Origin of the sequence: Clostridium sp. AF27-2AA (genome assembly GCF_003478505.1) — a bacterium.
Lineage (GTDB): Bacteria > Bacillota > Clostridia > Lachnospirales > Lachnospiraceae > Brotaphodocola.
Genome location: NZ_QUFI01000016.1, coordinates 1 through 22,419 on the forward strand (window position 1 = coordinate 1; position 22,419 = coordinate 22,419).

Here is a 22,419-nt window from a genome sequence, read left to right on the forward strand (position 1 = left end):
GAACCTGCTCAGCTACCAAACTTGTTTGACTGCTCATAGTCCGACCTCCATAGTCGGTCAAAAAAGTTAAGTGCTCAATTTTTTTAACTCTGTGTTGTATGAGACTATTATTACAGAAAATGAATCATGAAAACAGGTACTTACTATAGTGCGTTTACGATTATATGAAGATGATGGGAAATTTATAGATGATATAATCTCATATTGCTTTAATTGGAGTCTGACGATATAATAAAATAATCATAATTGAAATAGGGCTACCGTAACCCCACTGGCTTTAGACGGTGGGTTAAGGTAGCTGAAAGTGGTGGTTTGTGCTATACTTGCGTTATGGGAACATGGAAATAAAGCAGTTTTCTTATGAGATATGTCAAAAGCATAAAGCCATTATCAGATATATGGAAACAGATAAAGACCATATCCATTACATGATAGAAACAGAATCAACAATGTTTATCAGTAAAATGGTAAATCTAATGAAGAGCTATACAACATATCATATTTGGGAAAGATATCCGAATTATTTACGAAAACATTTTTGGATTGAGCATACTTTTTGGACGGATGGATATTTTGCCTGCAGTGTAGGAAATGTTTCAGAAGAGATGTTGAGAAAATATATAGAAAATCAAGGGTAAGAAGGTGGTGACAGTCGTGTTAAAAGCATACAAGTTTAGAGTATATCCAAATATGGAGCAAAAAACACAGATTGCAAAAACATTTGGCTGTTGCCGTTTTGTTTATAACCAGACGCTGGCATACAGAAAAGAATTATACGAGAAAGAAAAGAAAACAGTTGGAAAAATTGCCTGTAATAATTATTGTAACCAAGAATTAAAGAAAAAGTGCGAATGGCTGAAAGAAGTAGATAAATTTGCTCTGACAAATGCCATATATAACATGGATGCAGCATATCGGAAGTTTTTCAGGGAACATGCAGGATATCCGAAATTCAAAAGCAAGCACGACAATCATAAAACCTATACAACCAATTTCACAAATGGAAATATTGCAGTAGATTTTGAGACAGGTACGATAAAGCTGCCAAAACTGAGAAACATAAAGGCAAAACTGCATCGAAAATTCATTGGAAAAATAAAATCGGCCACAATTTCCCAAGTTCCAAGCGGAAAGTATTATGTGTCAATCCTTGTAGAAACCGAGCACATTTCATTACCTGAAAAAGAAGGCTGTATAGGATTAGATTTGGGTATTAAGAATTTATGCATTACGTCAGCTGGAAAGAAATACGACAATCAAAAAACACTGACAAAACAGGAAAGAAAGTTAAAAAAACTGCAGCGCCAGTTAGCGCATAAAGAGAAAAGAAGTAAAAACTACTATAAAGCAAAGAAAAAGATAGCATCATGTCATGAGAAAATACGGAATACCAGAAAAGATTATCTGCATAAAGTTTCACATGAGATTATCAGCGAAAACCAAGTGATAGTTTCAGAAAACCTGCAGATAAAAAACATGATAAAAAATCATCATCTGGCAAAAGCCATAAGTGATGTATCATGGTATGAGCTGACAAGACAGTTAGAGTATAAAGCAAAATGGAATGGTAGGAAATACATCAAAATAGATACATTTTATGCCAGCAGTCAAATATGTTCTCTTTGTGGGTATCAGAATTCGGACATAAAAGATTTGTCAGTGAGAACATGGATATGTCCGAAATGTGGAGCGGAACATGACAGGGATATAAATGCTGCAAAAAATATACTGGCAGAAGGAATAAGACAAATAGCATAAAAAATAAATAGGGCAGGGACTGTCCGAATTAACGCCTGTGGAGATAGTAGGTTACGAGGTCGATGAAGCAGGAAGCCCATTGGCTTTAGACAATGGGTAGTTCACTTATTTCAAGGAGATAGAAATGGATAAATTAAAGAATGTTTGGTCTGTTTTTCAGAATTTAGGTGAATTTGTATACGCATCGGACATTGAAACTAATGAGTTGGTATATTTAAACCGTAAGGCGATGGACACATTCGGACTGAAATCCATAGATGAAATTAAGGGGCGAAAGTGCTACGAAGTGTTGCAAGGTTCAAATCTCCCTTGTGCGTTGTGTACCAACAATCAACTCTCCGTGGGGAACTATGTGGAATGGGGCTACTACAACCATGTGATCGACCGACATCTGATGGTGAAGGATACAATGGTGGAGGATCCGGACACAGGGAAAAAATACCGTATTGGGATTACCATTGATGTTACCGGCCATACCACAAAAGAAACAGCACAGGATGATATTTTAAAAATCTATCAGAAGATGGAGATGCTGGTCAATAAAGGGATGAAGGAAGCTATCTCCGCTGAGGCACCGGACGAGAGCATAGACATTATTTTGGAGTATATGGGAAAGGCTCTCTGTGGTGAGCGAACCTACGTATTTGAACAAAATCAAAATGGTGGTGATGACAACACCTATGAGTGGTGTGCATCGGGCGTTCACTCGGAGAAGGAGAACCTGCAAAACCTGACACCGGAGGTCTGTGCCCAATGGTATCGCTGCTTTGATGAGGGCAAGGATATCATGATTCAAGATTTGGAGGAAATAAAGGAAAGCGATCCGCTGCAATATGAAAACCTCAAGCGGCAGGGAATCCGTTCTCTTGTGGTGGTTCCTCTGTACGATAATGGAAAGGTTATTGCCTTCTACGGGGTGGACAATCCGCCACCAATATTTTTGGAATACTCACACGATATCCTTCAGATTGCTGCTGCCTTCCTGCTTGCCTGTCTCAAGCGGAGAAAGCTGCTGGCAAAATTGATGGAGTTAAGCTATAAGGATGCACTTACAGGGATAGGCAATCGTTTTGCTATGACCAACTATATCAGGCAGATGGATCGGAAGCAGAGTGTTGCAGTCGTGTACTGTGACGTTACAGGATTGAAGCAAGTGAACGATACACAGGGGCATGAGGCGGGCGATACCTTGATACGGAATGCCTGTGAATCTCTCAAACAGGTATTTGATGGCTATGGTCTGTTCCGCACTGGCGGTGATGAACTGATGGTAATTTGCCCGAACATTACTCATGCTATCGCAGATGATTGGGTGGCGCAGCTGAAGAAAACTATGAAGGATTATTCTGTGAATCTGGCCGTCGGTATGGTCTGGTTGGAAGAGATGGGAGTGAGTCTGGAACGCTCCGTGATGGAAGCGGAAAAGCGGATGTATGAGGACAAGGCAGAATACTATAAAACAAGCGGGATTGAACGAAGAAAAATCTGACGCACCGAATCATTTTATATCAACGAAAAACCACCGGCGTTTTCTGACGAAGCAAAACAGCACATTAACAGCTACAATTGCCGAGCTGAATCAAGCCATCAAAGAGCTGAAAGAACAACTAAACAAAAACTCCAAAAACAGTTCCAAGCCACCTTCCTCTGACGGTCTTAAGAAACCTGCGGTAAAAAAGAACCGAAGTCTTCGTGAATCTTCCGGGAAAAAGCAGGGCGCTCAGCAAGGTCACAATGGTGTCGATCTTTCTGTCATCTCCAATCCGGATCACACCATGGAACATATGCATTTTGACTGTAACGGATGTCCTTATCGCGAGAAATGTCTGGATAATGCTTGTATAAAAGAAACCCGTCATGAGATTGATGCGGTTGTGACTGTAGATGTCACTGCGCACAATCTTATTGAAGTGCGCGAATGCCCTTTGCATGGTGGCGTAAAAACAGGATCATTTCCTAAAAACATAAAAGCAACTGTCCAGTATGGCAAAAATCTTCAGGCGATGGTTGTGGCTTTCAATACGGTTGGTGCAGTCAGCATCAATCGCACTCATGAAATCCTGTCCAGTGTGTTGAATATTCCATTAGCAACGGGAACCATCAAGAACATGGTAACCCGCTGTGCGGAATCACTGAAAGATACTTATGAGCAAATCCGTCTGAAAATGATTACGCTCGGACTGATCCATTGTGATGAGACTGGTAGCTGCGTAGATGGAAAAACCTGCTGGGTTCACGTTGCATCCGATCAGAATTACACATATCTGACCATAAATCAGAAAAGTGGTCAGGCTGGCATGGATGCTGCGAATGTACTGCCGCATGCCAACGGGATCATTATGCATGATTGCTGGAATTCTTACTGGAAGTATCAAAATGTGACACATGCCATCTGCTGTGCGCATCTTCTCAGGGAATTAAACGGTGTGATTGAAAATCATCCGGAGCAGACATGGGCAGTCCGTTTTAAGAAGCTTCTGCTCGATATGAAAAAGGTGCGAGATAAAGCACTTCTTTTAGATAAGGATGAGGTTAGCTACTATCACCGCCATAAATTTGATCTGCAGACTGTATAATTATAAGGAATCAGTCTGCCTGTTTATAAAGAATCTCTGTGTACCGTTTGATAATAATCAGGTGGAACGTGATCTGAGAATGGTAAAAGTAAAAACCAAAGTCTCTGGATGCTTCCGAAATGAAGAAGGTGCACAGGAATATCTTACAATTATGAGTTATATCGGATCAGCTCGCAAGCACGGAATAAATGCTTTCACAGCTATCCGCGAAGCACTGAACGGAACCCCTGATATCATTTTCAACTAGCGGGGTTCTGAACAGTTACCAAATTTGCTCATTTATAGTAGCAAAATTAAAAAAACTTAACAAAGTATATTTATCATATTTATTGACAAAATATAACGTCTAAAATGTGCAAAATAACGGGGTGAGTTATGCAAAATCGCAATTGTATGGGCAAAATAAAAAAATAAATAGATATAATAACAAAAAAACAATGCAAATTGCTATAAAACTTTGCGACAAATTACCAATGGAAGAAAGGTGGCAGCTAAAAACATAAGACTTGAAAAAAACATAAGAATTATATATTATACAGAGTGTGTAAATAATGATAAAATACGAAAATTGTAACCCCTTCCATCAGGGGATATTAACGGTATGTATTTTTTGAAGAAAATTATATCAGCCACACAGGAGGATGAACATTTATGATGGACTTGTATGGAAATGGATTATTACTTGGAGAAAAAACCCTGGACAGCTTATGGATGAGACAGAACCTGACTATGAACAACATTGCAAATGTTGATACGCCAGGTTTTAAGTCACAATATATGACCTTTGAGAATGAACTGGCACGGAAGATCCAATCAGCTCTGTCTGTGAAGAAGACTTCTATGAAAAATGTGGCAAGAGGGATTGAAAATATGAGACCGTCTGTCCATACTACCTTAAATGAATCAACCAGGCTGGATGAGAATAATGTGGATATGGATCAGGAACAGGTTGAATTGGCAAGAACAGCTTATGAATACCAATTTATGATCAGTTCTGTGAGCAGCGATCTTTCACGTCTGCGCAGCGCAGCTAAAAACTTTTAAATCATACAAATTATACGGTTAAGGAGAAAATATAAAATGATTGAACAGGTGAATGGGTTTATTACCCCCATGAAAGAATGGGATGCTGTTGGAAAGAATGATGGAAAAATAACCGGAACAGAAAATGGCACAAAATCTGTGTTCCAGTCAGTGCTTGAAGATACAATACAAAATGTTTATGACACACAGAAGGATGTAGAACAGAAACAGTATCTTCTGGCAACGGGGCAGTTAGAAGATGCCCACAGTCTTCCAATCGCCCAGGCAAAAGCAGAACTGAGCCTGGAAGTTATGATCTCTCTTAGAAATAAAGCAATGGAAGCGTATAATGAAATTTTAAAGATGAGTGTTTAATACTGCTGGCCATGGAATGGAACAGTAGATTTTTAATATTTGCTATATATGGAAATGCAAAGGATGAATGGAACAGTGCAGAATCTAAAAGAAGCATGGCAGAAGATGCCAGGGAAAACAAAAAAAATGATCGCAGTCATTGCAGCGGGGACGATTATCCTGGCGGCAGCCGGACTTCTGGTCCTGAATATGGGCACGAAAAAAGGATACAGTACCTTGTTTACAGGAATGAGCTCGGAAGATGCCCAGGCAGTTGTAAGTCTTCTTCAGGATGAAGGTGTTGATTACAGATACAATGACAAAAACGGTTCTGTCCAGGTAATGTCAGATACAGTGGATAAGACCAGGGCGGAATTGCTAAGCAAAGGATATCCTAAAAGTGGTTTTACCTATGATATGTACCGTAATAATGCGGGGATCATGAGCACTGAAAAGGATAAGGAAAAATATACATTGTATGAGCTTCAGGATCGTCTGGGTGCCCAGATCGGATTGTTTGACGGGGTACGTGATGCCAAGGTGACCATAGCAGAAGGAGGAACCCAGAAATATGCACTGGATGATACACAGCAGACAGATGCATCGGCCTCTGTTGTGGTGACAATGGATCCTGGACAGGATCTGACAGATACAAAGGCAGCTGCTATTAAAAACCTGATCGCCAGGGCTGTAAAAGGAATGAATTTTACCAATGTTTCTGTATTTGATGCCGCTACCATGACGGAAGTTGGCGGTGAAGATGAAGCTGATAGTACTACGGGGACAGGCAAAGATGTAGCAGAGCTTACCAGCCAGATAGAAAAAAGTATAGCAGGAAATGTGCGCCGGGTCCTGGAATTAATGTATGGACAGGGAAAAGTTGCAGTTTCTGTAAAAGGTACCCTGAATATGCAGAAGCTGATCCAGGAAACAGTCCAGTATACCACTCCGGATAAGGTTGACCAGAATGATAAAACAGGACTGCTGGAAAAAGAAGAAACAGCAGGGGAGAATACAGGAAGTACGTCTTCGGGAAATGGAGGCGCAGCAGGCGCAGATGCTAATGCAGATACACCCCGTTATACGGGCAAGACAGGCACACAGGCAGGTTCAGATACATATTCCAACAACAGCGCAATAAGAGAGTGGCTGTATAATTCCACAAAAGAACAGCGTCAGATCGATCCGGGTGTTCTGGAAAATACAACAGTAGGCGTTACTATTGATACAGATGATACATCTATTGCAGACGCAGATCTGGTCAGTCTTGTAGCTAATTCAGCAGGTATTACCCAGGAGGACGCTCCTTCAAAGATCACGGTTATAAGAGCCCTTTCAGCAGCCAGTAAAAACACAGATGCAGTGCCGGTAACAGCACCGGCACAGAAAGCAAAGCTTCCATTGCCTCTTTTGATCGCCATAGGGGCAGGTGGGCTGCTTCTGGTATTGCTGATTGCTTTGCTGATACTCAGCAGGCAGCATTTGAAAGCGTCAGAAGAAGAAAGACAGGCACTGTTGGAACAGATACCGGATGGAGATGCGATTACTGAAAATCCTCAAAATGCCATTGCCGCCGACAATAAAACTAAAAATGATGGGAATATATCCTTGTTAACTGAAGAGGAACAGTCGGCGCTTCAGGGACAGGATGATGAACTTAAGAAAAATGAAGAAATTTTAAATCTGAAAATGCAGCACAGTCTGAAATTAAAACAGGAGATCGGTTCCTTTGTGGATGAAAATCCGCAGATCGCAGCAAAACTGATCCAGAATTGGCTGCTTACTGGTGGAGGAAACGATGGCAGAAATAGAGGGAAGTAAGATAACAGATATTACCGGGGGATCCGAACTGGATAAAATGGATGCGCGGGCGAAAGCAGCAGTGGTAGTTGTGTCTTTGGGAGCAGACCGCGCTTCCCAGATTTATAAATATCTCAGTGAACAGGAAATCGAAGACCTGACTTATGAGGTAGCAAAGCTTGGAAAAACAAATAATGCCCAGGTGGAGAATGCATTAGATGAGTTTTATAAAATGTGCCTTACCCACAAGATGATGACAGATGGAGGTCTGGATTATGCCAGAAGCGTACTGGAAAAAGCATTTGGAGAAACCACAGCCAGAAATCTCCTGGAAAAAGTATCCAAGACTCTCCAGTCCAAGCCATTTAACTTTTTTACAAAGGGAGATCCCAAATCCCTTCTTGCCCTGCTCCAGCATGAGCGGCCTCAGGTGATCGCTTTGATCATGGCTTATATGGATCCTCAGCAGGCTGCACAGATACTGGAACAGCTTCCAAATGAAAAAAGGATACCGGTACTGGAAGGCATGGCAAATATGAGCCGTGTATCTCCTGAGGCTATTGCCATTGTAGAAGAGGAAATGAAGAGGAAATTCGCTACGATCATTACCAGTGAGGATAATATGAACCTGGGCGGTATTGATTATGTGGCAGATGTGATGAACCATGTTGACCGAGGAAACGAGAAACAGATCTTTGATGAAATGGATAAAGATAATCCGGAACTGTCAAAAAGCATCAGGGACAAGATGTTCATGTTCGAGAATATCATCGATATGGATCCAAGGTCTGTACAGCGTTTTATCAGGGATTGCGATTCCAAGGATATTGTATATGCATTAAAGACTGCATCAGAGGATATGAAGAACGTATTCTTTGCAAATATGTCCAAGCGTATGGCAGAAACAGTCAAGGGAGACCTGGAGATCACTACCAATGTAAGGCTTAAGGAAGTGGAAGAGGCACAGCAGCGTATTGTTAATCTGATCCGTAAACTGGAAGATGCAGGAGAAGTAATAATCAATAAGGGAGGAGATGACGATAACATTGTTGTCTGATCAGGATACAGGCTTTGAAAATAAAGCCAGAGTCCGGAAGCTTCCCTTACAGGTATTTACGGCACCGGATGCACAGAAACTAGAAACAGAAAAGCAGAATAAAAAAGAAACGGAAGCTTCTTTAAATGCGGACAATGATACATACAATGGTCTGGAATGCAGTCAGGAACAAATAGAGCTGGTGCTCAGGGAAAAAGAAAAAATATTAGAAGAAGCCCGGAAAGAAGCGGCAGCCATTGAACAGGAAGCAAACGAAAAGGCAGAACAGATCTTTGAGGAAGCCCGGATGAAAGGATTTGAAGAAGGCAGACAAAAAGGCTATGAAGAGGGACTGATTAGGGCAGAAGAGGAAAATGAGGCGAAACATCATGAAAATCAGCGGTTTTTTAAAGAAAGCCTGGAAAAAGCCTTAATAGAGATCAACAAAGAAAAAGAAAAATGCCTCAGAGAATATCTGGAAGAATTAAAAGATATTGCTGTGGCAGTGGCTGAAAAAGTGATCCATATCAGCCTGAGATCCAGCGGTTCTGTTATAAGCAGGATGATAGAAGCTGAAACAGAAAAACTGCAGAAAATGGACTGGGTCAAGATCTATATGGAAAAAGAAGACTATGAGACCATGGTTCAGGCAGATGGACATCTGGCAGAGAAACTGTCACGGCTCTCTGACAACGTCAAATTTATAGTAATGGAGGACGGAAAATGCGGAAGCTGTATCATCGAAATGCCGGACGGGATCATAGATATGAGTGTAGATACCCAGCTTGAAAATATACACAGACTTGTAGACAACGCCAATACATAAAGATTTTATGGATACATAAAGTACACAGAGGTGAAAACCATGTATGAAAATCTCCTGAAGTTAATACAGCAGGCAGAAACAGCAGACCGCATTGGAAAAATTGAAAATGTAGTGGGAATGTCAATGGAAGCTTCCGGAGGCAGATCCGGTGTTGGTGATATTGTTATGATCTACAATGAAGCTGAGAACTGTCAGGTTCCTGCGGAAGTGGTAGGATTCAAAAATGGCAAAATACAGCTGATGACCTATGAAAATATCAGCGGGATCACAGCGGGAAGTTTTGTCCGCAATACCGGATGCCGTTTGCAGATACCGGTGGGTGACTTCCTGAAAGGCCGTATCATCAACGCGCTGGGGCATCCCATTGACGAAAAAGGAGAGTTTCCCCCAGGGAAGCTTTATACAGTAGACAGTGCCTATATCAACCCTCTTAACCGTCCTCCTATCAGGGAACATCTGGAATTTGGGATTAAGGCCATTGATGGTTTAAATACCATTGGAAAAGGTCAGAGAATGGGGATTTTTGCAGGCTCCGGTGTTGGAAAAAGTACACTGATGGGAATGATCGCCCGGAATGTAAAAACAGATATCAATGTGATCGCCCTGGTAGGACAGCGAGGCAGGGAGGTTCTGGAATTTGTTAAAAAGGATCTGGGAGAAGAGGGCATGAAACGTTCTGTCCTTATTGTAGCCACATCAGACCAGCCGGCAATGCTGCGTATGAAATGTCCCCTGGTTGCAACAACGATCGCTGAATATTTCAGGGATCAGGGAGCAGATGTGCTGCTGATGATGGATTCTCTTACCAGATATGCCATGGCACAGAGGGAGATCGGTCTTGCTATTGGAGAACCGCCTATAGCCAGAGGTTATACACCTTCTATTTATGCAGAATTTCCAAGGCTTCTGGAAAGAAGCGGGAATTTTGCAAAAGGTTCCATTACCGGGATTTATACGGTACTGGTGGAGGGAGACGATACCAATGAGCCGGTGGCTGATACAGTCAGAGGTATTTTGGATGGTCATATTGTTTTAAGCAGGCAGCTGGCTAATGCAAACCATTTTCCGGCTATTGATATCAGTGCAAGTATTTCACGTCTTATGAATGATATAGCCGGGGAAGAACACAGGAAAGCAGCTTCAAGGTTCCGGAACATGTTAAGCCTTTATCAGAAAAATGCAGACCTGATCTCCATTGGCGCTTACAAAAAAGGTGCAAACAGTGCTCTGGATGAAGCAGTTGACCGCATAGGTGATATGAATACATTTCTGGAACAGGAAACAGATGAAAATATCCCTTATGAGGAAAGCATAAGGAGAATGGAAAAAATCGTGGGTTAGCAGTTATAGGAGATGATACTTAAGATGAAGCGATTTAAATACAGTCTTGAAAATGTACTTCATTATAAGGAACAGATTCTGGACAGCATTAAGGCAGAACATGGTACACTTCTGGCACAGATCCGGAAAAAAGAAGCAGAGATACAGGAACTGGAGAACAAGCTGGTATCTGCCCAGAATAAGATGGATGATTTGAAAAAACAGGATGTACAGATAAAAGATATTTGTCTTTATGGTATGTATATCAGTGAAATGGAAGATCAGATCCGGAAAAAACAGGAACAGTTAAAGCTTTTACAGCAGCAGGAAGAAAAGAAAAAAGAACAAGTGATCGCTGCAAAGATAGATACGTCCCGTTATGAAAAGTTAAAGGACAGGCGGCAGAGTGAGTATGAAAAAGCAGCAAAAAAGGCACAGGAGCTGTTTATAGAAGAATATGCTTCAAGAACAGCCAGGTATTCTCAAAACAGGGAGGTGGTCTAGGTTGAACAGGATTGAAAATGCCGGTCAGGTAAAGACAGGATATTCTGTGAAGTCAGGTACGAACTCAGAAGAAAAAGTAGGGAATGGGTCAGATTTTGCATCTATGCTGACAAAATACAAGAAAAGAGCAGCCCAGGATGACGAAACAAAAAAAGCAGAAACAGGGGAAACAAAAAATAAAGAAACACAGCCAGAAGAAACCAAAAACAGGGAAAATGAAAAACAGGTTAATGGCAGGCAGTCCGGAGAAAACGAAAAAACAGATGAAATAAAAGCAGAAATAAAAGTAACGGACATACAGGACGAAAAGAACAGCCAGGATGGAGAAAAAGAGCAGGAACTGGCAGCTGCCTATGCTTCTGAAACCTGTTACAGGACCTTTGTACAGATAACAGCAGAAAATAGTAAAACGCCTGCTGTTTACAACAATGAAATAAATGGAATACAAGATCTGGCTGTACAGACAACGTCGGAAGCAGGAATGGAGGATCAGTCGGCAGCTGTCAGTACCATACAGAAGACCGAAGCCCCCCACACAGAAACAGCTGTCCATGCAGATGGCTTAAAACTCCAGAACAGGCTGGAACAGACCGGAGAGACAGAAGATACAGGACGGACCGGAGAAGCCGGGCAGTCAAAGCAAACTGCCAAAATGAACCGGGAAGAAGAGATGCCAGACCGGAAGGAACATATTTCCGGAAAGGAAATGACAGCCCTGGCATCGCCCGGTTATACAGGAACTGTTGAAAGTTCAGCTGGAACAGCAGCAAAACCAGCTGCTGTTGATACAGGACCGGCAGACCGGCTGACAACAGCCCAGGATACATTGACAGAGGATCTGGGAAACTACCTGGATACAAAGATCAGTGAAAAAAAAGGAAAGCTGGAGCTTTCCCTGGAGCCGGAAAGGCTTGGAAAGCTGACTATCCGGCTGGAGTATGAAAAAGGAAAAACAGAGGTCACTATTTTTTCAACCAGTGCAAAAACACTGGAGATATTAAGCAAAGAAGCAGGGCATCTGGCGCAGATCCTGGAAGAAAAAACAGGAACTCCTACTGTTATTTACACACCGGAACAGACTGAAAACAGGCAAAATATGGATCAGGATACCGGTCATGGCAGAAATGGCAGGCAGGGCCCAAAAGAGCAGCGCCAGAAGCAGGATGACAGCTTTGCCCAACAGCTGAGGCTGGGACTGGCCTAGAAGGAGGATTAAAGTGATATGGCAGATCAAATAACAGTCAGCAGCACTGCAAACCCGTATCAGGCAGGTGTTTACAGTGCCGGATCCAACAGCAAGAACACGATGGATGTAAACAGCTTTATCAAGCTGTTAGCAGCACAGCTTGCAAATCAGGATATGACAAGCCCTATGGATAACAGTGAAATGATGTCCCAGATGACCAATATGGCAATGGTTCAGTCACTTACTGCCATGACAAAGTCATTAAATACATCAGCTGCTGTTACAACACAGACGTATGCAGGCAGCCTGATCGGTCAGGAGGTAACTGTGGCAGTTACAGATCCTGATACCGGGAAAGCAAATGGCGTGAAATACGGAAAGGTAGTTTCTGTTGATTTTACCAAGGGAGATCCGGTAGTACGTCTGGAAGGTGATGATACTGGTTATAAGATGTCCAGTGTCCTGGGAGTAGGAAAGCTTCAGGACACACAGGATACAACAGATAAGTCAGAGGCAGCAGGTGAAAAAGATCCTGACAGGGGATCTGAAAAAACAGATAAGATCACAGGACAGTTAGCAAATGCAGATCTGAAAGACACAGGATCTGAAGATACAGAAACAGAAGAAATGTAAAAAGGAGCAAAAGAATATGTTAAGAGCAATGGATTCAGCAGTATCAGGTCTTCGGGCGCATCAGAACAAACTGGACGTCATCGGCAACAATATTGCAAACGTAAATACATTTGGTTTTAAGTCCCAGAGTTACAGCTTTAAAGAGGCAATGTACCAGACTTCCACCACTTCCACAAAGGGAAGCGAGAATGCCGGTGGTGTAAATGCAGCCCAGTATGGATATGGTTCCATGATGGGTTCCATCAGTACAGATATGGGTGCCTCTACACCAACCTATGTAGGTGGTCTTAATGCAAGTGTAGACGGAGAAGGCTTCTTTATTACATTTCCAAAGAGTACAGAAACGGTTGCAGTAGCGGATATGAAGAAAACGGACTTTGATTATACCAGAGTTGGCCAGTTCAATATTGACGGAAATGGATATCTTACAGATGCCAACGGAAATTTTGTTTATGGTTTCCGGCCGGATAACGTAGCAGCTCCAACAAAATTTGACGGAGCCCTTGTAGCCATCAAGGTTCCTACAGATGTAGATGGCGCAAGCTTTGACGGAAATGATTCCCTTCAGCTGACGGATGTAAAAATCAACAGTCTGGGAGAGATTTCAGGTACAGTAAAGTCAACGGACAAGGATAAGGATGGAAAAACCGTCAGCATCGGTAAGGTTGCCATTGCTACTTTCCAGAATCCGGAGGGCTTAAGCAAAAAGGGTTCTTTTTACTATGGAGCAGCAGAAAGCGATAACAGTGGTAATGCTTCCGCTACAATCCCAGGAGGAAGCACCTCTTCTTTAATGACTGGATATCTGGAGGCTTCCAATGTGGATCTTGCAAAGGAATTTTCTGATATGATCACAACACAGAGAGGCTTTCAGGCCAATTCAAAGATCATAACAGTCAGTGATGAGATCCTGTCTGACCTGATCAACATGAAGCGGTAAGTAATATGATCTGTGTAGAACGTCTTAACGGAGAGATTTTATATCTGAACTGGCTTCAGGTTGAACTGATTGAACAGATTCCGGAAACAAAGATCCGTATGATGAATGGAGATTACTATCTGGTAAAAGACAGTGTAGAAAGCATCAAAGATCAGGTGACCGGGTTCTTTCAAAGATGTGTCAGCATAAAAAAAGAGGAGCAGATTTAGGAGGAAAAGCAGGTGGATCCTACAACATTACTAGGTATAATCCTGGGTTTTGCTTTAATTGTAAACGGAATCAGTTTTGCCAAGATTGGTAACTTTATTGATATCCCCAGTATGGTCATTGTAATTGGTGGGGCTCTGTCAGCAACTTTGTCCAGCTATCCATTAGGGATATTAAAAGATATCCCAAAGCATTTTGCAGTACTTATAAGGGGAAACCGCTATAATATCCCCAAATTGATCGAACAGCTTGTAGATCTGGGAACCATAGCAAGGCAGAGCGGCCTTCTGGCGTTGGAGGATAAAGCGGCGGAGATCAAGGATCCTTTCTTTAAGCAGAGTGTCCTGATGATCGTAGATGCAAACGATCCGGACAAAGTAAGGCTGGTTCTGGAAAGAGAACTGGATAATATGATGGTCCGTCACGACCAGGCGGCAGGTCTTTATGAAAAAGCTGCATCTTATGCACCGTCCTTTGGCATGATAGGTACCCTGATCGGTCTGATCAACATGCTGAAGGGAATGAATATGGATGCAGGCGGTTCATCTACTATCGGAAGCGACATGTCAGTAGCATTGATCACAACCTTTTACGGCTGTATTCTTGCAAATGTTATTTTTAATCCGATCGCAAAGAAACTGAGGATCCGTCAGGATGAGGAAGAACTGTATTGTTCTACTATCATTGAAGGGATCATTGCCATACAGGCAGGAGAAAATCCAAAATACCTGAGAGAACATCTTCTTGCATCGATTAAACAGTCACAGCAGCAGAAGATTCTTGCAAAAGCAGGAGATGGAGGTTCCCAGGGGAAGGAACAGGAAGATAAATGAGTAAGAAAAATCGCCCCACAGACAGCGGCGGCAACTGGATGGATACTTATGGAGACATGGTAACATTGCTGCTTACATTTTTTATCATGCTGTATTCCATGTCTAACCTGGACGCACAAAAATGGAGTGTTTTTGTGAAAAGCATTCCAAGCATACAGAACCAGGGATCAGAGAATATTACCATTAATTCCCAGATGTCAGATACACCAGATGTGGATAGCAAAGGCCAGGAGATCGGCCAGGAGATTGCCCAGGAAGCTCTTCAGACAGAAGATGTAAATAAGCTGTATCTTACGATTGCTGAAAGCCTGAATGAGTCGGGGGTCAAGGATGCTACGGTCATCAGAGGAGATGATTATACTTATGTTTCTTTTGCAAATAGTGTATTTTTCGATGCAAACAGCTCCGTGCTTACACGGGAAGGACAGGCAGTCCTCTATACATTTGCAAAAGCCATAGCTCCTGCAGCAGGTGGGATTGAACAGGTTAATATCATGTCCCACACTGCGAAAGTAACAGATAATTCACAGATCAATCCACAGACTATACGAAAAGACCGTATCCTTTCGGCGATGAGATCTGCAGAAGTATCTATTTACCTGCAGCACCAGAATGTAATAAAGCCGGAGAAGCTGGTGGATATAAGTTATGGTGAATATCGCCCCATAGCAGATAATTCCACAGAAGAAGGAAGGATAAAAAACCGCAGGATTGAATTTTTGCTTTTAGATAATGGGGCAAAAGAAAAAGACCTGGATGAGTATTATAAAGAGTTTAAGAGCGGTGAATATACGAATACTACAGTAGTAACGGTAGGGCAGTCACAAAGCTCCTCCCAGGGTGGTGAAACCGTACCGGCAGATACAGAGGCACCGGCAGATACCGGTGCAGCAGATGCAGAAACTGTAGAGGCAGGTGCAGAAGATGCAGGAACTGTAGAGGCAGGCGCAGAAGATGCAGGAACAGCAGCAGATACAGGAACAGCAGCAGATACAGGGCCTGTGGAGGAAATGCAAAATACCAGTGAATAAGAGAGGTCAGGAAGAATGGCAGATGTTTTATCACAAAGCCAGATAGATGCACTTTTAAAATCCATGAGTGCAGATGCACCAGCACAGGAAACGAAAACCGAATCTGTACAGCCTCTGTCGCCAGAAGAAAAGAACTATATTAAATACGACTTTTTCAGCCCGAGGAAATTCACAAAAGAAAAAATGAAGATCCTCAGGAGTGTATTTGAGAATTATGCTCGTATTCTTACTTCCCAGATCAACGGTATTTTCCGCGTGATGACGGACATAACGGTGCTGGATGTACAGGAAAGAAGGTATTACGAATACGTAAATGCCCTTCACGAAAACGACTGCATGACACTGATAGACGCATCAATAGCAGGAGAAGAAAAAATGAGTGTTCCCCTGATGCTGTTTGTAACTCCGGGTATGGTGATTACACTGATCAACCATATGCTGGGGGGCGAAGATGTTGTAGCAGTAGAGGATGATTACCGGTATTCCGACGTGGAACGTGCTTTGTACAAGCGGATTGTAGAATATATGACAGGTGCCTTAAAGGATGGATTTTCAAATTATGTGAGCATTGATTTTTCCGTAGAACATGTAGAAGAAAATCCAACCATGGTCCAGGATGTAGGTCTGGATGAAACAGTAGCCATTATCATTTTAAATGTGGACATATCTGGACAGGCACAGGAAAAATTAAAGATCTGCCTTCCGGGCAATCTTCTTACGGTGATCTTTCACAGTATTGACGACCGTAAGCACCTGGCAAGAGGATTTTCTTATCAGGATAATAAAGAGAAGATCATGGATAATATCCGTTACTCCAAACTGCCTATTACAGGACAGCTTGGCACGGTACAGCTGGATCTGAAAGGACTTTATCAGATCCAGGTAGGAGATGTGATCGATCTTGGAAAGTCAAAAGACAGTCCGGTCAGACTTTTTGTAGGACGTCAGCCTTGGTTTACAGGACAAATGGGATGTTATAAGAAAAATGTGGCTGTGAAGATTGAAAAATGCATTGCGTCACAAATAGAAGAAAAGAAAACGGATATAATGCCGCAGAAGGAAGAAGATCCTGATAACAGTGACGGATCTGTAAAAGAACAAGGATAAATACGCTCCGAAATACGGGAGTATAAATTAAGAATGAAGGAAGAAGAGGAATAAGAAATGGCTAAGATAATGCTGGTAGATGATGCTGCTTTTATGAGGATGATGATCAAGAAAGCTCTCAGTTCAAGTGGATATAACGATTTTATCGAGGCACAGGATGGGGCAGAAGCAGTGAAAAAATACAGTGAGGAAAAACCGGACATGGTAATTATGGATATCACCATGCCAAATATGGACGGGCTTCAGGCTTTGAAAAAAATTCGTGAAGGTGATCCAAATGCCAAAGTTGTTATGTGTACAGCAATGGGACAGGAAAGCATGGTTGTAGATGCGATCAAATCAGGTGCCCGTGATTTTGTGGTGAAGCCTTTTGATGCACAGAGAATTGTAAAAACTGTAAATGACATTTTAGGAAAATGATCCATAAGGAGGGAACTGTTATGGCATTTTTAGGTTCATTTGATATAAGCGCTTCTGGAATGAGCGCACAGCGTGTCAGGATGGATATTGCGGCAGAAAACATAGCAAATATGGACACAACGCGGACAGAGTCAGGTGGTCCATACCGAAGGAAAAATGTACTTCTTGAAAGCTATTCAGATACGTCTTTTGCCCAGGCGATGGAAAATGCAGCACGGGGAAAAGGAATAACCAGCCGTCATGCAGGAGTAAGAGTTTCTGGCATTGTGGAAGATGACAGAGAAGCTAAGAAAGTTTACAATCCGGACCATCCGGATGCGGATGCGGACGGCTATGTGACTATGCCAAATGTGGATGTGCTGAAGGAAACGGTAGACAGCATGTCAGCTACCCGGTCTTATGAAGCAAATGTAACAGCGTTAAACGCAATTAAGCTGATGGCTCAGAAAGCACTGGAAATTGGTAAGTAAAAAACAGGAGGAAAATAAAAAATGGGTGCACTCAGCTTTAATGAGATGGAGATAGATGCTCTTGGGGAGATGATGAATATCAGCCTCGGAGCATCAGCGACAGCAATGTCTACCCTTTTAGGATCTACCGTTCACATTACGACGCCAAAGGTAAAGATCCTTACAAGGGATCAGTTTGAGTTTAAAAAGCTAGAACCGGCAGTAGGAGTAGAGATCGCTTATGTAGAGGGTCTGGAAGGAAGCAATATTATGATGTTTAGCAGAAATGACGTGCGCATCATAGTAGGAACCCTTCTGGGAGAAGAACTTTCAGATGATGAATTTGAACTGGATGAGATCAATAGAAGTGCGATCTGTGAGGTAATGAACCAGATGATGGGTGCTTCTGCAACAGCACTTTCGGAATTTCTGAAATTTACAGTTAATATATCCACGCCGGTTTCTTTTGAGATCACAGACGCAGAAAGCTTTAAAAACAAGTATTTCCCGGAAGCAACTCCTATGGTAGTCATTTCCTTTATCCTTGAGATCGAAGGAAAACTGAAAAGTGAGTTTTTAAATATCATGCCGGAGAAGCTTGCAAAAAGGCTTCTGGAACCATTTGAGATATCCCTGGAAGAAGCAGCAGAGATCCCGGCAGAAAATAAAGAGTCAGGATCAAAGGCAGCAGAAGAAGCCGCCCCGGTTCCGCAGCCTGAGCCAGAACTGCAGCCAGTCCCGGCCCCGCAGCCTGAGCCAGAACCGCAGCCAGCCCCGGCCCCGCAGCCTGTACCAGACCCGCAGCCAGTCCCGGCCCCGCAGCCAGTACCAGAACCGCAGCCAGCCCCGGCCCCCCAGCCTGTATATACCCAGATGCCGGCAGGTATGGCGGCTGGCATTTCCACAGATATGAATCCGGCTTTATTGCAGCTTTTAAATCAGATGCAGCAGTCACAGATGCAGATGATGCAGATGATGCAGGGCATGGAAAAACGGGAAGAGGATGAGAAAACGGAATCCAGGGAACCGGCCCTGATCCGGCCGGCAATAGCACCCGGTCTTGAAGCTTCCGGAATTGAAAAGGGAGAAGAAAGTGCCAACCAGGAAATGCTTATGAAGGTGCCATTGGAGATATCTGTGGAGATAGGACGCACCAAGAAGCTGGTAAAAGACATTCTGGAGTTTACCCAGGGATCTCTTGTGGTCCTGGACAAAATGGCAGGAGAACAGGCAGACCTGTATGTAAATGGACAGTGTGTTGCCAGAGGAGATATTGTAGTAGTAGAGGATAATTTTGGTATCCGTATTACTGATATTGTAACCAGGGATATCAATCCGGAGAGCCTTTAATATGATAACAGATATTGTTTCTACAACAGGTATGCTGCTTGCTTTTGTAGTCATTTTGTTTTTGGCATGGCAGGCAAGCCGGTACCTGGGGAAAAATGCCCCTTATGGAAATAAAGGGGGGAAGGTGCGGATACTGGAACAACTAAAAGTAGGAAACGATCAGTACATTATCCTTCTTAAACTGGATGAAAACCAATATCTGCTTGGGACCAGTCAGACGGGGATCCAGGTTCTGGAACGGTTTAAGGAGGAGAAAACGAATGAATGAGCTGATTACAGGCTTAAATGGAGGAAATGTTCCTGCGCTGGATATTATCATGCTGCTTACCTTTGCAGCATTGCTTCCTTCCATTGTGGTTATGATGAGTTCCTTTATGCGCATCATAATCATACTTTCTTTTACGAGAAATGCAATGGGAGTCCAGCAGACGCCGCCTAATATGGTATTAACAGGCATGGCACTTTTTTTGTCGCTGTATATTATGAGTCCGGTTATAGGCCAGATCAATACGGTTGCCTACGAGCCCTATAAAAATGGGGAGATCACACAGCAGGAGGCAGTAAGCCGCATGGCAGATCCACTGAAGCAATTCATGCTTCGCAATACAGAGAAGGATACGCTGGATCATTTTGTACAGATGTCAAAACAGGAAGTTAAGAAAGATGTGAAAGAATATCCTCTTACTGTTGTTGTACCGGCTTTTATGACCAGCGAATTAAAAAAAGGGTTTCTTGCAGGATTTCTGATTTATCTTCCATTTCTGCTTATAGATATAGTGGTGTCTACCACCCTTATGTCCATGGGTATGGTAATGCTTCCGCCAACTATGGTCTCTCTTCCCTTTAAGTTACTTTTATTTATTACAGTAAATGGCTGGGAACTTTTATTTTCAAGTCTGGTACAAAGCTTCCGGTAGGAAAGAGGTGGGAATATGACAGAAGTGCAGATCCTGGATATCATGTATGAAGCATTTCAGCTGGCAATGAAGCTGTCGCTGCCATTTCTGTTGCTCAGTATGATCGTAGGTGTGGTCATTGCTGTTTTTCAGGCAGCCACACAGATCAATGAACAGACAATGACATTTGTCCCCAAGCTGCTGGCTATTATGGTGCTTTTAGGTTTTTTAGGAAGTTCTATGCTGGTTATGCTTCAGGAATTTTTTCAATACATAGTGGAATTGATCGCAAAGGGGTAAAGAAGATCTATGTTTATCACATTTTCAATGGCAGTGATGCGTATGAGCGGAGCCATCGGATTCAATCCCCTTTTTGGAAAAAGTAATTTTCCTGTAAAAATAAGGGCATATTTTATTTTTGCCCTGTCACTGCTCCTGTATCTGTCTGCAGACCAGACCCAGATGGCATATCCGGGATCAATGGCAGAATACATCCTGATGCTTGCGGGAGAGCTTTTTCTTGGGGCAGTGTTGGCCTTTGCAATGGAACTGGCATTCCTTACTATCCGGTTTGCTTCTTCCATTATGGATTATTCAATGGGACTTAGCATGGCTCAGGTTTATGATCCCCAGTATGGAACCCAGTCAACGGTCAGTTCCGGTATTTATTATGCATTTATGGTACTTATCTTTTTTGCCAGCAACAGTCATTTACGGCTGTTAGCATTGTTTTACCAGTCGGTACAGCTGATCCCTTTTGGAAAAGTGACATTTAATCCCATGCTGGTCCATGTGATCACAGCTGGATTCTGCCAGGGAATCCTTACTGGTATGCAGTTTGCATTTCCAATGATAGCAATTGAGCTTGTATCAGAACTGGCAATGGGGATTCTGATGCGTATCATTCCCCAGATCAATGTTTTTACGGTAAATTTCCAGGTAAAGATCATAATGGGGCTTTTGATGATGCTGCTGCTGTTTTCGCCAATGGCAGATTATATAAATACCATCTTTACATATATGTATCAGATGATGTGGAAGCTTTTAAGCAATATGAAACCAGTCTGAAGGGAGTGTAACAGAAGATGGGACAGAGTGGTCAGGAGAAAACAGAACAGCCTACCGCCAAAAAGAGGCAGGATGCCAGAAAAGAAGGAAATATCTTCCAAAGCAGGGATGTAGCTACCGTATTGATCCTGGCAGGCATATTTTTCGGGATCCGCATATGGCTTCCTTTTATATACGGACAGCTGAAAACTTATATGACCTGGGTCATAGATGGAGCAGCCCGGTCCTCAGAAGATATGCTTTCAGCCAGCCTTGTTTTTGTTACACTGTCTGTGTTTTTAAAATGTGCGCTTCCTCTGTTGCTTTTAGCCCTTTTACTTGGAATTGTGGCGCATGGAGTACAGACACGTTTTAATGTATCTTTTAAATCCATACGGCCAAAATGGAACAGGCTTAATCCTCTTTCAGGTATAAAACGTCTGTTTTCCATGAAAAATGTAGTAGAGTTGGTGAAAAACTCCATCAAGATAACCCTGCTGCTGGTATTGCTTTATAACATACTGAAACGGGATCTGCAGCCCATGGCATCAATGATCGATATGAATCCTACAGCATCTGCGGCTTATATGATGAAAATGATCTTTGATCTGCTGATACGTGTATGTATTGCCTTTACGGTCATTGCCTTTGGCGATTATCTGTATCAGCGCTGGGAATATGAAAAAGAGCTTCGCATGACAAAGCAGGAAGTAAAAGATGAGTATAAACAGACAGAAGGTAATCCTGAGATTAAAAACAGGATCAAAAGCCTGCAGCGTCAGATGGCATCAAGCCGGATGATGCAGAAGGTTCCCCAGGCAGATGTGATCATACGAAATCCTACCCATGTGGCCATTGCTTTAAAATATGATCCTGATCATGACAATGCTCCGGTAGTACTTGCCAAGGGATTAGATGAACTGGCGTTAAGAATCGTAAAGGTGGGGGAGGAAAACAATGTTTATACCATTGAAAATAAACCACTTGCACGGGCTATGTACAATTCCTGTGAACTGGACAGGCCGATCCCCTCAGAATTTTATACAGCAGTAGCGGAAATCCTGGTATATCTGTATAAACAGGACAACGGGAAAAATAAAGATAAAAAATAATAGTTGGAGAT

General features: G+C 42.6%; 27 protein-coding genes. All 27 read left to right on the plus strand.

Translation table 11 applies throughout. The features are described 5' to 3' along the window. The first annotated feature begins 338 nt into the window (after positions 1-338). The 27 genes from tnpA (at position 339) to flhB (ending at position 22,408) form a co-directional block, all read left to right on the plus strand. Positions 339-638: an IS200/IS605 family transposase gene (gene tnpA, locus DWY84_RS10180; protein ID WP_243024824.1), complete on the plus strand. Its 300-nt coding sequence runs from the start codon at positions 339-341 to the stop codon at positions 636-638. Between the two features lie 16 nt (positions 639-654). Continuing rightward, positions 655-1,758: an IS200/IS605 family element RNA-guided endonuclease TnpB gene (tnpB, locus tag DWY84_RS10185; RefSeq protein ID WP_118532940.1), complete on the plus strand. Its 1,104-nt coding sequence runs from the start codon at positions 655-657 to the stop codon at positions 1,756-1,758. 124 nt (positions 1,759-1,882) lie between these two features. After that, positions 1,883-3,247 (plus strand): sensor domain-containing diguanylate cyclase, encoded by a 1,365-nt coding sequence (locus tag DWY84_RS10190; protein ID WP_118532942.1) that lies wholly within the window; start codon positions 1,883-1,885, stop codon positions 3,245-3,247. Continuing rightward, positions 3,228-4,334 (plus strand): transposase, encoded by a 1,107-nt coding sequence (locus DWY84_RS10195; protein ID WP_279220331.1) that lies wholly within the window; start codon positions 3,228-3,230, stop codon positions 4,332-4,334. Before DWY84_RS10190 ends, DWY84_RS10195 begins: the two co-directional genes overlap by 20 nt. 79 nt (positions 4,335-4,413) lie before the next feature. Beyond that, positions 4,414-4,581, plus strand: coding sequence for a hypothetical protein (locus DWY84_RS17785; protein WP_243024830.1), 168 nt, complete (start codon positions 4,414-4,416; stop codon positions 4,579-4,581). A gap of 404 nt (positions 4,582-4,985) precedes the next feature. Next, a complete protein-coding gene (gene flgB, locus DWY84_RS10205) occupies positions 4,986-5,378 on the plus strand; it encodes a flagellar basal body rod protein FlgB (RefSeq protein WP_066544439.1) in 393 nt (130 codons plus the stop codon). Between the two features lie 36 nt (positions 5,379-5,414). Next, positions 5,415-5,732, plus strand: a complete 318-nt coding sequence (fliE, locus tag DWY84_RS10210) for a flagellar hook-basal body complex protein FliE (protein WP_118532948.1) — start codon at positions 5,415-5,417, stop codon at positions 5,730-5,732. 63 nt (positions 5,733-5,795) lie between these two features. Next, a complete protein-coding gene (locus DWY84_RS10215; protein WP_347560786.1) occupies positions 5,796-7,532 on the plus strand; it encodes a flagellar M-ring protein FliF C-terminal domain-containing protein in 1,737 nt (578 codons plus the stop codon). Then, entirely contained in the window at positions 7,510-8,568 is a 1,059-nt protein-coding gene (gene fliG / locus DWY84_RS10220; RefSeq protein ID WP_015553128.1) for a flagellar motor switch protein FliG, read from the plus strand. Before DWY84_RS10215 ends, fliG begins: the two co-directional genes overlap by 23 nt. Then, the gene (locus DWY84_RS10225) at positions 8,546-9,373 is read left to right on the plus strand and encodes a FliH/SctL family protein (RefSeq protein ID WP_118532950.1); all 828 of its coding nucleotides are present in this window, start codon (positions 8,546-8,548) and stop codon (positions 9,371-9,373) included. Before fliG ends, DWY84_RS10225 begins: the two co-directional genes overlap by 23 nt. A 39-nt stretch (positions 9,374-9,412) precedes the next feature. Further along, the gene (locus DWY84_RS10230; RefSeq protein ID WP_118532952.1) at positions 9,413-10,714 is read left to right on the plus strand and encodes a FliI/YscN family ATPase; all 1,302 of its coding nucleotides are present in this window, start codon (positions 9,413-9,415) and stop codon (positions 10,712-10,714) included. A 24-nt stretch (positions 10,715-10,738) separates the two neighbouring features. Beyond that, on the plus strand, positions 10,739-11,197 hold the full coding sequence (locus DWY84_RS10235) for a flagellar FliJ family protein (protein ID WP_177294241.1): 459 nt from the start codon (positions 10,739-10,741) through the stop codon (positions 11,195-11,197). 1 nt (position 11,198) lies between these two features. Further along, the gene (locus DWY84_RS10240) at positions 11,199-12,401 is read left to right on the plus strand and encodes a flagellar hook-length control protein FliK (RefSeq protein WP_182434944.1); all 1,203 of its coding nucleotides are present in this window, start codon (positions 11,199-11,201) and stop codon (positions 12,399-12,401) included. A gap of 18 nt (positions 12,402-12,419) precedes the next feature. Further along, positions 12,420-13,016 (plus strand): flagellar hook capping FlgD N-terminal domain-containing protein, encoded by a 597-nt coding sequence (locus DWY84_RS10245; protein WP_118532958.1) that lies wholly within the window; start codon positions 12,420-12,422, stop codon positions 13,014-13,016. Positions 13,017-13,032: 16 nt separating this feature from the next. Then, on the plus strand, positions 13,033-13,956 hold the full coding sequence (locus tag DWY84_RS10250; protein ID WP_118532960.1) for a flagellar hook-basal body complex protein: 924 nt from the start codon (positions 13,033-13,035) through the stop codon (positions 13,954-13,956). 5 nt (positions 13,957-13,961) lie between these two features. Then, positions 13,962-14,165: a flagellar FlbD family protein gene (locus DWY84_RS10255; protein ID WP_118532962.1), complete on the plus strand. Its 204-nt coding sequence runs from the start codon at positions 13,962-13,964 to the stop codon at positions 14,163-14,165. A gap of 12 nt (positions 14,166-14,177) precedes the next feature. Beyond that, positions 14,178-14,996 carry a MotA/TolQ/ExbB proton channel family protein gene (locus DWY84_RS10260; RefSeq protein ID WP_118532964.1) on the plus strand — a complete coding sequence of 273 codons (819 nt, stop codon included), beginning with the start codon at positions 14,178-14,180 and terminating at the stop codon, positions 14,994-14,996. After that, positions 14,993-16,027 (plus strand): flagellar motor protein MotB, encoded by a 1,035-nt coding sequence (locus tag DWY84_RS10265; RefSeq protein WP_243024825.1) that lies wholly within the window; start codon positions 14,993-14,995, stop codon positions 16,025-16,027. The genes DWY84_RS10260 and DWY84_RS10265 overlap by 4 nt, the downstream gene beginning before the upstream one ends. Positions 16,028-16,042: 15 nt before the next feature. Beyond that, positions 16,043-17,134, plus strand: coding sequence for a FliM/FliN family flagellar motor switch protein (locus tag DWY84_RS10270; protein ID WP_118532966.1), 1,092 nt, complete (start codon positions 16,043-16,045; stop codon positions 17,132-17,134). Positions 17,135-17,191: 57 nt separating this feature from the next. Next, a complete protein-coding gene (locus tag DWY84_RS10275) occupies positions 17,192-17,554 on the plus strand; it encodes a response regulator (protein WP_015553136.1) in 363 nt (120 codons plus the stop codon). 20 nt (positions 17,555-17,574) lie between these two features. After that, positions 17,575-18,024, plus strand: coding sequence for a flagellar basal body rod protein FlgC (flgC, locus tag DWY84_RS10280; RefSeq protein ID WP_015553137.1), 450 nt, complete (start codon positions 17,575-17,577; stop codon positions 18,022-18,024). Positions 18,025-18,045: 21 nt separating this feature from the next. Continuing rightward, complete coding sequence (gene fliY, locus DWY84_RS10285; protein ID WP_118532968.1) at positions 18,046-19,353, plus strand: flagellar motor switch phosphatase FliY; 1,308 nt, start codon at positions 18,046-18,048, stop codon at positions 19,351-19,353. A 1-nt stretch (position 19,354) separates the two neighbouring features. After that, complete coding sequence (locus DWY84_RS10290; protein WP_118532970.1) at positions 19,355-19,621, plus strand: flagellar biosynthetic protein FliO; 267 nt, start codon at positions 19,355-19,357, stop codon at positions 19,619-19,621. Further along, positions 19,614-20,270 carry a flagellar type III secretion system pore protein FliP gene (gene fliP / locus DWY84_RS10295; RefSeq protein ID WP_015553140.1) on the plus strand — a complete coding sequence of 219 codons (657 nt, stop codon included), beginning with the start codon at positions 19,614-19,616 and terminating at the stop codon, positions 20,268-20,270. The genes DWY84_RS10290 and fliP overlap by 8 nt, the downstream gene beginning before the upstream one ends. A gap of 15 nt (positions 20,271-20,285) precedes the next feature. Further along, positions 20,286-20,549 carry a flagellar biosynthetic protein FliQ gene (locus DWY84_RS10300; protein WP_066544376.1) on the plus strand — a complete coding sequence of 88 codons (264 nt, stop codon included), beginning with the start codon at positions 20,286-20,288 and terminating at the stop codon, positions 20,547-20,549. Positions 20,550-20,558: 9 nt separating this feature from the next. Next, positions 20,559-21,317 (plus strand): flagellar biosynthetic protein FliR, encoded by a 759-nt coding sequence (locus DWY84_RS10305; protein WP_118532972.1) that lies wholly within the window; start codon positions 20,559-20,561, stop codon positions 21,315-21,317. A 17-nt stretch (positions 21,318-21,334) separates the two neighbouring features. Then, a complete protein-coding gene (gene flhB / locus DWY84_RS10310; RefSeq protein WP_118532974.1) occupies positions 21,335-22,408 on the plus strand; it encodes a flagellar biosynthesis protein FlhB in 1,074 nt (357 codons plus the stop codon). Positions 22,409-22,419 lie beyond the last annotated feature (11 nt).